At 63.7% G+C, this 12,874-nt stretch carries 8 protein-coding genes; 6 read left to right on the top strand and 2 right to left on the bottom strand.

What is annotated here, in order from left to right:
• Nucleotides 1-15 precede the first annotated feature (15 nt).
• The gene (locus C5F71_RS08925; protein WP_256588120.1) at nt 16-1,875 is read right to left on the bottom strand and encodes a DUF1302 domain-containing protein; all 1,860 of its coding nucleotides are present in this window, start codon (nt 1,873-1,875) and stop codon (nt 16-18) included.
• Between the two features lie 248 nt (nt 1,876-2,123).
• On the opposite strand from C5F71_RS08925, the gene C5F71_RS08920 reads away from it, so the two are divergent.
• Complete coding sequence (locus tag C5F71_RS08920; RefSeq protein ID WP_104910984.1) at nt 2,124-3,197, top strand: GlxA family transcriptional regulator; 1,074 nt, start codon at nt 2,124-2,126, stop codon at nt 3,195-3,197.
• 11 nt (nt 3,198-3,208) lie between these two features.
• On the opposite strand, the gene C5F71_RS08915 is transcribed toward C5F71_RS08920, so the two are convergent.
• The gene (locus tag C5F71_RS08915; protein ID WP_104910983.1) at nt 3,209-4,228 is read right to left on the bottom strand and encodes an AraC family transcriptional regulator; all 1,020 of its coding nucleotides are present in this window, start codon (nt 4,226-4,228) and stop codon (nt 3,209-3,211) included.
• 229 nt (nt 4,229-4,457) lie between these two features.
• Here C5F71_RS08915 and C5F71_RS08910 point away from each other — a divergent pair, with 229 nt between their 5' ends.
• The 5 genes from C5F71_RS08910 (at nt 4,458) to C5F71_RS08890 (ending at nt 12,818) form a co-directional block, all read left to right on the top strand.
• Nucleotides 4,458-6,053, top strand: coding sequence for an FAD-binding oxidoreductase (locus tag C5F71_RS08910; protein ID WP_104910982.1), 1,596 nt, complete (start codon nt 4,458-4,460; stop codon nt 6,051-6,053).
• Nucleotides 6,054-6,057: 4 nt separating this feature from the next.
• Nucleotides 6,058-7,647: a glycerol-3-phosphate dehydrogenase/oxidase gene (locus tag C5F71_RS08905; RefSeq protein WP_104910981.1), complete on the top strand. Its 1,590-nt coding sequence runs from the start codon at nt 6,058-6,060 to the stop codon at nt 7,645-7,647.
• A 10-nt stretch (nt 7,648-7,657) separates the two neighbouring features.
• A complete protein-coding gene (locus C5F71_RS08900) occupies nt 7,658-9,247 on the top strand; it encodes an FGGY-family carbohydrate kinase (protein WP_050492741.1) in 1,590 nt (529 codons plus the stop codon).
• A gap of 223 nt (nt 9,248-9,470) precedes the next feature.
• Nucleotides 9,471-10,775 carry a phospholipase gene (locus C5F71_RS08895; protein ID WP_104910980.1) on the top strand — a complete coding sequence of 435 codons (1,305 nt, stop codon included), beginning with the start codon at nt 9,471-9,473 and terminating at the stop codon, nt 10,773-10,775.
• Between the two features lie 57 nt (nt 10,776-10,832).
• Nucleotides 10,833-12,818 carry a DUF1302 domain-containing protein gene (locus C5F71_RS08890; RefSeq protein ID WP_092230715.1) on the top strand — a complete coding sequence of 662 codons (1,986 nt, stop codon included), beginning with the start codon at nt 10,833-10,835 and terminating at the stop codon, nt 12,816-12,818.
• Nucleotides 12,819-12,874 lie beyond the last annotated feature (56 nt).

Here is a 12,874-nt window from a genome sequence, read left to right as displayed (position 1 = left end):
GTTTTAAGGGGAGTGCTAGAAGCGAATGCCGACACTGGCCTCTAACAGGCTGCGATCTGCCACCAGGTTGTAATCGCCGCCACCGGTGTTCAGGTAGCTCAGATCGAAGGTGTACGTGCTTTTGTAATCGCCGCGCACACTGAGTATTTGTGCGTAGCGGCCCTCGGAAAATACCCCGTCATAGGCATGCCCCTTGATGTCATAGACCAGTGTCAGCGACGGCGTCACGTCCAGCCCGGGCAACACATTCCTGTAGTTGATTTCGCCTTTGACGCGGGTGCCCCAGGCAAACGGCGTGATAAACCCGTCATCCGCGCACCTGGCCGCCGGGCCTGTGCACTTCGCGGCTTTACCGTAGGGCGCGCTGCCGAAACCGGAGCGGCCATAACGGATCTGCTCGGTGTCGGGCAGGTCGTGTACGTATTTCAATCCGGCTTCTGCGGACAGCTTCATCGCGCCGCCCAACACCTGGCCAAAAGGGTGGCTGGCGCCCAGATTCAATTGGCTGACGTGGAAGCGGTCGTAGCCGCTTGCCAGGTAGCCCGTCGGGGTTTTGGACAGGTAGCCCAGGGGCCCGCTGCCGGCGAGCAGCCCGGCAATAAAGTCGGCGCCGTTCCACGCAATCGGTTGATTGGGGCGGTAACTGTATTCGGCATAAATCCCGGTGCCGCCCGGTAGCCGCGTCTTGAAGTTGAGGGCATACAGGCGAATGCGGGTTGGATAGGCGCGCTGATAATAAGCCGCCACGCCGGTTGGCGTTGCCTGCCCCACGTTCGCGGCCGGTGGCGTCAGTACGCCAGGGCCGGTGCGCACCACTTGGGTCAGCACTTCGCGGCTACTGTAGTCAGCGAAATACAAGCCGAACAATCCGACGTCCTTCCACAAATACTGCAGGCTGGCGCCGAACTGATTGTTGCCTGGGCGATGGTCCGGGCCGCGGGCCACGTAGTCCAGGGGGTTGTTGAGGGCCTGGCCATCGCTGGTGTAGATCGGCCGTCCGGCGATCGCGCTCATTACGCTGCCGTTAAGGATGAATTGGTTGCAACCCGGTTGGGCGTAGTCGCTGGTCGACAGAAATGTGCCGCAGCCAGAGTAGGCACTGGGGCGCAATTCAAACTGGTTGAACGCATCCACCGACAGGTTCTCGGTCAGGGCCAGCTTGGCGTACAGGGTCGGCATTGGCACGGTGCGGGCCTCGGCAATCGAGGTGGCCCGGCGTGCCGCCGCCCAGTCAAACGCGTTCACCGCCTGCAGGCCACCGCTGATGGTGGTCGGCGTGACCCACGGGATCGCCTGGTCGCCCAGGCGCACCAGCAGGTCATGCCCACCAGGCTGGAAGTTGCCGTAGACGTAGGCATCGTTGAACAGCGCATTGGAGAAGCGCGCCAGGGAATCGAACCCCGAGTCACTGAGTGGTTCTCCCGAGCGATAGCCGTTGGGGACGCTGCCGTGGTCGACGTCCTGGTGTTTCTGGGTGTAGTCGTACCAACCCTTTGCACTGACGAAAACCCCGAGGTTGCGGTGGCTCAGATCGGCTTGCAGGTAGGCTTCGGCGGACGTAGAAACCGCATCGCCGCGCTTGTAGTTGAGGTTGCCGTCGTTGAACAGGTTCATACCGTATTCGGCGCTGGTCAGGCGGTGGCTTGGGTCGTCCATGCGTCGTACCGTGCCCAGGGCCAGGGCGCCTTTGACCTGCAGGCGCGTGTCTTCATGTTGCCATTGCATGCCGTTACCCAGCCCTGACTTGAGGTCACTGAACACCAGCTCCCCTGCGCTGACTGGAGCGCTGATACCCGCACTGAGCAAGGTCGTGGCCAACCCTGCAGCCACTGGCTTGCCGGTACTTCCCCAGGCGTTTCTTATTGTTGTTTTCACTGACTGATACCCTTGTTTTTTTCTTGCTGAGGCCAGGTGTTTTTCAGTCTAGCGTCGAAGCGATTGCGGTAATACGGCGAATACCGACAGCAATGGAGCCAATATCGCCAAGAAAAAACCAGGGATCTGCTGAGCTTTGTCGAGGGGGCAAGCCTCATCGCCACAAGTCAGCGCAGTGCCAGGGCTGGTTTTTATGAGGCGTAGGGCTAATATCGCCAACCATAAATCCAATATCGCCAGGTAAGCCCATGAATGTCCGCGTCGATTTATTGCATGGCCCGCACAATCTCGCTGGCACGCTGTTTAGCGTTATCGACACGCTGCGCACCTTCAACAACCTCTGGCAGCTGCGCAACCCGGATAAGCGCGGGGCGTTTTTCCACTGGCGCTTGATCGATGCGGCGGGCAATGAACTGCCACTTCCGGACTGGCTGTCGGAAATGCGCCCGCCCAGTCCCGGCCGCAAAACCCTGCGGCCCTCGCAGACGGTCCTGTTTGTGCCTGGCGTGCAGATGAAAAGCGTGCCGGACCTGAACCAGGTTCTTGCTCAATGCACCGACGAGTTGAACTGCATTGCGCGGTATCACGCCCAAGGGCGTGTGGTGGCTGCCAGTTTTAACGGCGCCGTGCTGCTTGCCCGTGCAGGGGTACTGGATGGCCGGCGCGCAACCGTCACCTGGATGATTGCCAATTGGTTTGCGTCCGCCTTTCCTAACGTGCAATTGGCGATGGAAGGCCCGGTGGTAGTCGACGGGCCGGTATTCACTGCCGGAGCCCCTGCGGCGGTCTGCGACCTGATGGTGGAATTGATCCGTCACTTCGCCGGCGAAGAAATGGCCCAGATCGCCACCAACGGCCTGCTTTACCACCCGATGCGTTTTGAGCATTCCAGCCTGAACTTCCCCGGCATCTCGGTAAAAACCCGCGACAGCGTAGTGTTCCGCGCCAAGCAATGGCTGCAGCAGCATATTCAGACACCGTACAGCCTGGACGCGGTAGCCGAGGCCGCGACCGCCAGCCCGCGGACCTTGCTGCGGCACTTCAAAGAGGTGGAAGGCATGACGCCCCTGGACTACCTGCACCGCCTGCGGGTTGAACGGGCCAAGCAATTGCTGGAAGTGACCTTGATCGATCTGACGGAAGTCATGGAGTACTGCGGTTATCAGGACGCCAGTGCGTTTCGCCGCCTGTTTTTGCGCACTACGGGGCTGACGCCTTCAGAGTATCGGCGGCGCTACACCATGCGCATATCCAGCCGGCGGTGGCGGGCGGACGAGACGGGGGAGGATTTGATTGAGGGGTTGGGGCTCGACCGCCTGTAATCTGCGCTGTTTCAGCTGGCGCGGTGAGTCTGCCGATACTCGCCCGGCGGCATGCCGGTGCGGCTCTTGAAGGTGCGGTGGAACGAGCGCGGTTCGGTAAAGCCCAAATATTGGGCGATGTCCTGGATCGGCAGGTCGCTGTGCAGCAGGTAGTGCTCGGCCAGTTCCTGGCGCAAGTCGTCGAGGATCTGCTGGTAGGACGTGCCGGCCTGCTGCAACTGGCGTTGCAAGGTACGCACCGACATGGCGAACTGCTCGGCCACCTGTTCCTTGCGCGGCAGGCCTTCCTTGAGCAACTGGCGCAGGGCGTTTTTCACCCTTAGCGCCAGGGTCGAGTCGTCCAGCGTGGCCATCAGGGCCAGGGCGTGTTCTTCCAGGGTCCGCAGCAGTTGCGCATCGGCCTGGCGCAGGGGTGTTTGCAGGTAGCTCAACGGCGCTACCAGGGCCGAGCAGGGTTGCTCGAAGAGCACCGGGCAACCGAAGAAGTCCTCGTATTGGCTCAGTTGCGCGCCTTCCGGCAAAGGGTGTTCGAGCAGCACCTGGCTGGGCGACAGTTCGGCGTCGGCGATCCAGCGTGCATACACCAGCCAGGACGCCAGCACGTTCTCGACCATATGCCGACGGATCCGTGGCTGCTGGTGGCGGCAGTTCCAAATCAGCCGCACCTGCTCACCGACCATCTCCGCGCGGCTGGTGCCCATGTCGCCCACCAGTTTTTCGAACGGCATGATGCGGTTCATCGCCTCGCCCAGGGTGGCGCAGTTCATGGTGATGTAACCCAGCACGCTCCACGAGTTGGGCAACACGAAACGTGCCGAGTTGAGCCCGAACAGCAGGTCCCCGGAGTGTTCGCAGAAATACTCCAGCAGGCGTTCGTGGACGTGCACGGGCAGGCGCAGGCTGTTGTCGTCCAGTTGGCCGGCAGTGATCCCGGCCGCCGCCAGGGCGGGGGCGGTCGCTACGCCGAGTTGTTCGGCATGGCGCAGATATTTCAGCAGAGGAGGGACTGAGGTCGAGCCGAGTGTCTGCATGATCGGGTTCCTGGCGGGGGTGTTGCCGGCGGCATTACCTTGCGCGCTTCGATGGCTGGCAAGGTAATTTGAAACCGTGGCTAAAGTAAATGCTCCCGTGGCGACATCGGGTAATGGACCGATTGACCCAATTGGCTACTCCATTTGTCCTGATGCGACCGTGACAGCTTGCGCCGGCTGATTAGTATGGGTGGACTGAAAATCACACGATCTGCTGGGAGAAACACGCATGCGACGCTGGAACGGCTGGGGCGAAGAAACCACGCAGATGGAGATGCCGGCCCATGGGGCGGCGTTTTTGCGCGAGCGACTGGGCGAGGGTCACACCCTGCCTGACGCCAGCCTGGACAGCGCCCTGGCCAGGGTTCCCGCCTCGCGCCTGGCGCCCCATCCGCTTTACAGCATCGAGCCCCGTGACCGCCTGATGCATGCCCGGGGCCAGAGCTTGCCGGACTGGCTGGCCCTGCGTGAGGGGACGTTGGGCCAGTATCCGGATGGGGTGGCCCTGCCGGAAAGCGTCGAGCAGATCCGCCAGTTGCTGGCCCTGGCCGACAGTGCCGACCTGTGCCTGATTCCCTATGGCGGTGGCACCTCGGTGGCCGGGCATATCAACCCGCCGGCGTCCTTGCGCCCGGTGCTGACGGTGTCCCTGGCCCATATGAATCGCCTGCTCGACCTGGACGAGCAAAGCCTGCTCGCCACCTTCGGCCCTGGTGCCAGTGGCCCCCAGGTGGAGAGCCAGCTGCGGGCCAAAGGCTACACCCTGGGGCACTTCCCGCAGTCCTGGGAACTGTCGACCCTGGGCGGCTGGGTCGCCAGTCGCTCCAGCGGCCAGCAATCGCTGCGCTATGGGCGGATTGAGCAACTGTTCGCCGGCGGCAACCTGGAAACGTTCGCCGGGCCCCTGGCGATCCCGAGCTTCCCGGCGTCGGCCGCCGGCCCCGACCTGCGGGAAGTGGTGCTGGGCAGTGAAGGGCGTTTCGGCATCATTTCCGAGGTCAAGGTGCGGGTCAGCGCCTTGCCCGAGGATGAACGCTTCTATGGCGTGTTCCTGCCGGACTGGCCCCGGGCCCTGCTGGCCATTCGGCAACTGGTGCAGGCACGGGTGCCGCTGTCGATGCTGCGCCTGTCCAATGCCATGGAAACCCAGACTCAGCTGGCGCTGGCCGGCCACCCCAACCAAATCGCCTGGCTGGAGCGCTACCTGGCGCTGCGTGGCGCTGGCGAGGGCAAGTGCCTGCTGACCTTCGGTGTCACCGGCAATCGTCGGCAGAATGCCCTGTCGTTGCGCCAGGCCCGCCAGCATCTGAAGGCCTTTGGCGGCGTGTTCACCGGCACCCTGCTGGGCAAGAAATGGCAACAGAACCGCTTTCGCTTCCCCTACCTGCGGGAGAACCTCTGGCAGGCCGGCTACGTGGTCGACACCCTGGAGACCGCGACCGACTGGTGCCACGTCGACGCCTTGCTGCACGCGATCGAGGCCAGCCTGCGCGATTGCCTGGCGGCCGAGGGCGAGCGGGTCCATGTGTTCACCCACCTGTCCCATGTCTATGGCGAAGGGTCGAGCATCTACACCAGCTACGTGTTCCGCCCGGCGGCGGACTACCCGGCCACCCTCGAACGCTGGAAGGCCCTGAAGCAGGCGGCCAGCCGCACCATCGTCGAAAACCACGGCACCATCAGCCACCAGCATGGCGTGGGAAAGGACCACGCGCCCTACCTGCCGAGGGAAAAGGGCGAATTGGCGATGGCAGCGCTGCACAGCCTGAGCCGGCATTTTGATCCGGCCGGGCGCCTCAACCCCGGCACGCTGCTGGAAGACTAGGCCCATGAGCAATGACTGGAATGCCCAATGGCGCGAGGCCGTGCTGCCGCAACTGGCGAGTGAAACCTGGGACCTGATCGTGATCGGCGGCGGCATCAGCGGCGCCGGGATCCTGCGCGAGGCGGCCCGGCGCGGCTGGCGCTGCCTGTTGCTGGAGCAGCGGGATTTTGCCTGGGGCACCTCCAGCCGCTCGTCGAAAATGGTCCATGGTGGCCTGCGCTACATCGCCAAGGGCCAGTGGCGCCTGGCCCGTGATTCGGTGCGCGAGCGCCAACGCTTGATGGGCGAAGCGCCGGGGTTGGTGGACCCCATGAGTTTCCTGATGCCGCACTATCGTGGCGGGTTCCCCGGGCCGCGGGTATTCGGCGGTTTGCTGTGCCTGTATGACGCCCTGGCCGGTTGTCGCAGCCGGCAGTTCCACAAGCCTGAGCAACTGCGCTATCTGGCACCGGGGCTCCTGGCGCCGGGGCTGCTGGGGGCTTCGCAGTTTCGCGATGCGCTGACCGACGATGCGCGGCTGGTCATGCGCGTGCTGGCCGAGGCCCGTGCCGATGGCGCCTGGGCGCTCAATGGCCTGCGGGTGCGCCAGGTGTTGCGCGACGGCGAGCGAGTGTGTGGGGTCGAGGTCGAGGACACTGAGGGCGGCGCGGTTATGCACGTGCGCTGCGCGGTACTGGCGGTGGCCACTGGTGCCTGGGCTGAGCGCTTGCAACCGGGCGGGGGGCAGCGCCAGTTGCGGCCCTTGCGTGGTAGCCATCTGTTGTTGCCGGGCTGGCGCTTGCCGGTGGCCCATGCCTTCAGTTTCATGCACCGGCGCGACGGCCGCCCGGTGTTTGTCTTTCCGTGGGAAGGGGCCACGGTGGTGGGCACCACCGACCTGGATCACCGCGAGGATCTGGACCTTGGTGCGAGCATCACCTTTGATGAACTCGACTACCTGCTGGAAGCCTGCGCCCAGCCATTTCCCCAGGCCCAAGTGACGGCGGCGGACGTGCTGTGCACCTGGTCCGGGGTGCGTCCGGTGGTGGGCGCCGCCGACCCCCAGGCCAAGCCATCGAATGAAACCCGCGAGCACGTGCTGTGGCAGGAACCCGGCTGCGTGACCTTGGCGGGAGGCAAGCTGACCACCTTCAGGCCCCAGGCCATTGAGGTGTTGCGGGCCTGTGCCGGGATGCTCGGCAAACCTCTGGAAGATGACGGCGCGCCGGTGTTCCAGGCCGTACCGTTGCAGGCGATCCCCGGGCTGAGCGACACCGGCGTGCGGCGCCTGGCCGGGCGTCATGGCCGCGATTTGCCGCGCCTGGCCAGTCTGATCAACAGCCTGGGCAGTGATTGTGTGGGCGCCAGCGATACCCTCTGGGCGGAGCTGGCGTTTGCCGCCGAGACCGAGATGGTTTTGCACCTGGACGACCTGCTGCTGCGGCGCACGCGCCTCGGCCTGCTACTGGCCGAAGGCGCTGCCCACTACTTGGCGGACATCCGTCGGCTATGCCAGCCTCGCCTGGGTTGGGACGACACGCGCTGGGAACAGGAACAGCAGCGCTACCTGCAACTCTGGCAACGCCATCACAGCGTCCCTTGCGCCTCGATCTGAAGAGTGCCTCATGAAAAAAGAGAGCTTCGTGGATAACAACACCCCCGGCAAAGACTATGTGCTGGCGATCGACAACGGCACCCAGAGTGTCCGTGCGCTGTTGTTCGACCTGCAGGGCAACCTGTTGGGCAAAGGCAAGGTCGAGTTGCAGGCCTACTATTCCAGCCAGCCCGGCTGGGCCGAGCAGGACCCGGACTATTACTGGCGCAAACTGGGGGAGGCCTGCCAGCAGTTGTGGGCGCAGACCGGCATCGATCGCAGTCTGATCCGTGGCGTATCCCTGACCACTCAGCGCGGCACCTTGATCAATGTCGATGCCCAGGGCCAGGCGCTGCGGCCGGCCATCCTTTGGCTCGACCAGCGCCAGTGCGAGCCGGAGGGCGGGATCAAGGGGCCCTGGGGTTGGCTGTTCAAACTGGTGGGGGCCGAGGCCACGGTGGACTACTTCCGCGCCCAGGCCGAGGCCAATTGGATCGCCCAGCATCAGCCGGATATCTGGGCTGCCACTGACAAGTTCCTGTTGCTCTCGGGGTTTCTCAGCCATCGCCTGACCGGGCGTTTTGTCGACTCGGTGGGCTGTTGCGTGGGCTACTTGCCCTTCGACTTCAAGCATCTGCGCTGGGCCGCCCCCCGGGACTGGAAATGGCAGGCCCTGGCGGTGCGTGCGGAACAACTGCCGAGCCTGTACAAACCGGGGGAAGAGCTGGGCCGCATCACCGCCGAGGCCAGCCGCCATACCGGGATCCCCGAAGGGTTGCCACTGATAGCCGCCGGCTCCGACAAGGCCTGCGAGGTGCTTGGTTCCGGCGTGGTGGAAGCGACGACCGCGTGCCTGTCCTATGGCACCACGGCGACCATCACCACCACTCGCTCGCGCTACCTGGAAATTGTCCCGCTGATCCCGCCTTACCCAGCGGCGATTCCCGATCACTACAACTGCGAAGTCATGATCTATCGCGGCTACTGGATGGTCAGTTGGTTCAAAAACGAGTTTGGCCTGCGGGAAATGCAACAGGCCCGCGAGCAGGGCCTGGAGCCGGAACAGTTGTTTGATGCGCTGGTCAACGCTGTGCCACCTGGCTCCATGGGGCTGACCCTGCAACCCTACTGGTCGCCCGGCATCCGCGAGCCGGGGGTGGAGGCCAAGGGGGCGATGATCGGCTTTGGCGATGTGCACACCCGGGCCCATATCTACCGGGCGATTCTTGAGGGCCTGGCCTATGCGCTGCGCCAGGGCAAAGAGCGTATCGAGCGCCGTTCGAAACTGTCGATCACGCGCTTGCGCGTGGCCGGTGGCGGCTCCCAGAGCGACGCGGCGATGCAACTGACCGCCGATATCTTTGGCCTGCCCGCCGAGCGTCCCCATGTGTATGAGGCGTCCGGGCTGGGCGCAGGGATCGCCTGTGCCGTGGGGCTTGGGTTGTACGCGGATTTTGATACCGCCATCGCCGCCATGACCCGCACCGCCGAAGTCTTCATGCCTCAACCCGAGGCGCAACAGATGTACGACCGTCTGTACCGTGAGGTTTACCTGCGCATGTATCGCCAGCTCAAGCCGCTGTACCAGAGCATCCGCGAGATTACCGGCTACCCGGCGTAGGCCCCCCTGTAGGGGCGAGCTTGCTCGCGAAGAACTTGAGAGCTCCGCGTTTATCCTGCAAGCACGCGTTATCGTTGACGTCCTTCGCGAGCAAGCTCGCTCCTACAGGGGCATTAGACCCCGCTACGTGGCGCTATTGGTGAGTCGTTTTGGCAAGATCGGACAGTGTCGGGGCATACCCGGATTGTTAGGCTGAACGCATCTACAACAAGAGCGTAAAGCCATGAAGTTGCCGTCGTTGCTGCTGTGTCTGGGGCTATGGAGTTTGTCGCCGGGGGTTGGTGCCTGGTCCAATCACAGCGTGGGCAGCTACCTGGCCCTGCAAGATTTGCCCGCGTTGCGCGAGGCGCCCGAGGTGCAGGTCGAGACGCTTGAGCAGTTTCTTTCCCAGCAATACGCTGGCCTGGTGGCCCTGCTGGACGAGCAGGAAAACTTCGCCCGCAGCCACTTTCCCGACTATCCGCCGCGCCCCGCTAACCTGCGCCTGGCGCCCCAGCCCGGCGCCGATTTGCGCCGCGACTTCCTCATGGCCCTGCGGGTCAATCCACAGATCCACCTGGCCCAGGTGATCCAGCCCATGCCCGGCGAAGACCTGGCGGGGCGCGCGCAACTCAAGGCGGCCGACGTGATGGTCGAACAAACCCTCTCACCGTGGAATCGCCAGCGCTTTATCCAACTGCAACCGGGGCAGAAGGTCGCGCCGCTGGCGGTGCTGGCGACCGCTGCCGACGAGCCGGATTACGGCCACGATATCAACCTGTTCAGCGATAACCCGGGAGCCGTCGGCGCGTTATATGGCTTTGGCGTGCAGTCGTTTGGCGATGCGCGTTTCCAGTACAGCTCCCAGGCGCCGTTCCATATGGGGTTCTTCCACGAGAGCGCGCTGGTGTATGCCGCTGCGCCGTTCCTGCTGCGCAACTGGCCGGACTGGCGGGCCTACCAGTACTTCGGCCTGGCACGTTTTGCCTTCGCCAATGGCCATCCCTACTGGGGTTATCGCTTCCTCGGCTGGGGCATGCACTACCTGCAGGACCTGACCCAGCCCTATCACGCCACCATGCTGCCGGGCGACGATTTGACCAGCATGCTGCTGATGGAAGGCAAGGCCCTGGCCGGCTATGACAGCGACAAGCGAGCGGCGATCGAACGTGTCGCCACGCGCCACAACGAGGTGGAGCGCTACCAGTTTGCCTGGCTACGTCACCTGCTGCTGACGGGGGCGAACAACCCGATGCTGGCGGCCTATGCCGACACCCGCCAAGACGGCGATTACCCCGGCTATTCGGCGGACTACCTGCGCCAGGTGGTCAGCGCCGAGGCGGATGCCCAGGCGGTGGCGTTCGACGAGGCCATCGGCCAGTGGCTGGCCACGCCCGGGGCAACCCAGAGCTTCAGTGCCGGCAACCAGTTGCCCGTCGAGCGCTACGACCATGCCCGGCTCAACGAGCAGTTGGTGCAGTTGCTGCGCCACTTTGGCGCCCACAGTCGCAACTACGTCCGGGCCGGCCTCGATCGCCCGGCGCAGTGAAACCACAACACATCGCAGTGCAATAACAACAAGAAAGATTGCAGGGGAGAGACCGCAATGAGCACGACAGTGCGCGCGCAAGGCTCGGGATCCGAGGGTAAATGGTCCATCAAATCCACTGGGGCGGGTGTCGGCCTGGTAGGCCTGCTGCAACTGTGCAGCAGCGGGGGCGTGCAGGCCATGGAGTTCAGCCTGCTGGACAAGCAGGTCACCGGCTCGCTCGACAGTACCCTGTCTTATGGGCGCCTGTGGCGGGTCCAGGGGCGGGACAAGGGCAACGACGACGTCAACACCAACGATGGCAATCGCAACTTCGATACCGGGTTGGTTTCCGAGGTGTACAAGATCACGTCAGAGCTGGAAGCCAACTACCAGAACTACGGGTTGTTCGTGCGTGGCACGGCGTTCTATGACACCCAGATCATGGATAAGCGCAACGACTACTACCGCAACAACAGCCCATCGCAACCCAGCCAGAGCCATCCCCAGGATAACCACTTCACTGACCAGACCCGGGATATTGCCGGTAGCCGCGTGGAGATTCTCGACTCCTACGTCTACGGCAACTGGGACGTTGGCCAGATGCCGCTGACTGCCCGGCTGGGGCGCCAGGTATTCAACTGGGGCGAGGGCATCTTCTATCGCGGCGGGGTCAACACCACCAACCCGGTGGACGCGGCCAAGTACCGCCTGCCGGGTGCCGAGGTCAAGGAAGTGCTGATGCCGGTGGAAGCCATCAGCTTCAATATCGGGCTGAGCGACAACCTGTCGATGGAGAGTTTCTACCAGTGGAACTGGAAGGAGACACGCATCGATCCGGTCGGCACCTTCTACTCCCAGAGCGACCTGTTCGCCGATGGCGGCCGCACCGGCTACAACAACTTCACCGGCAGCGCCCTCGACACCCCGACGCCCATCGGCGGCAACGTCATCGGGCTATACGACGCCCTGGGCAACAACCCGATGCTCGGGGGCATGCTGCGCAGCACCGGGCTCTACGCCAACGGCATGACCCCGGCCTACGGCAACACCCTCAAGGTGGCGTCGATCGGCAAGGACTACAACGCGCGCAACGATGGCCAGTTCGGCTTCGCCTTCCGTTACATTGCCGAGGAGCTCAATAGCACCGAGTTCGGCCTGTACCTGGTCAACTACCACGCCAAGGAGCCGACCATCGCCGCTAACCTGGCGGGCTACAAAGGTATCGACATGGCGGCCCTGACCAGCATGCTGTCGTCGGTGGCCGGCAGCCAGGCGGCGGCCCTGGCCAATGGCCTGGCGACGGTGGACGTGATGGGCAACATCCAGGCGCACCGGCGCTACGCTGAAGATATCCGCATGTACGGCTTCAGCTTCAACACCACCCTGGGCAAGGCCTCGGTGTTTGGCGAGCTGGCCTACCGGCCGAACCTGCCCATCGGTGTCGCCGCCACCAACGACCTGATCGGCGACCTGGCCAATGGTGCCGGCGCGGCGGCGGGCGGGCAGTTCATCAATGTCGGCGGGCAGATGGTCAACCTCGACAGCCAGATCGACAACTCCGAGCGCGTAGAGGCTTTCAATACCTCCTTGGGCAGCATCTATAACTTCGGCCCGGGCCTGGGCTTCGACTCACTGTTCGGCGTCTTCGAACTGGCCTCCGAGCACCTGCGCGGCAGTGGCCTGAAGTACCAGGCCTACGATGGCAGCACCCGTTACTACGCGGGCAGCGGCAACACTTCCTATGTGTCGGGTGGTGATCGTGATGACCAGGTCAGCCGTGATTCCTACAGCTACACGGTGATGTTCAACGGTACCTGGAACGACGTGTACGCCGGGGTCAACCTGTCGCCCTACGTGGTCTACAAAGACGACTTCAAAGGCAACTCCTACCAGGCCGGCAACTACATCGAGGGCCGCAAGGCTTACACCCTGGGGCTCAAGGCCAACTACCAGAACAAGCTGGAAGCCGAGCTGCAATACACCGAGTTCTTTGGTGGCGGCCAGAACAACGTTATCCGCGACCGCGACAACATCGGTTTCAACCTCAAGTACTTCCTGTAAGCCGCTGCCATGCTGCGGCGCGAGGGCGGTTGCCCGCCCTCGTTCTTTTGGAGATT

It is taken from the genome of Pseudomonas sp. LG1D9 (assembly GCF_002949995.1).
GTDB classification, from domain to species: domain Bacteria; phylum Pseudomonadota; class Gammaproteobacteria; order Pseudomonadales; family Pseudomonadaceae; genus Aquipseudomonas; species Aquipseudomonas proteolytica.
This window is presented reverse-complemented; position numbering and strand designations above follow the sequence as displayed.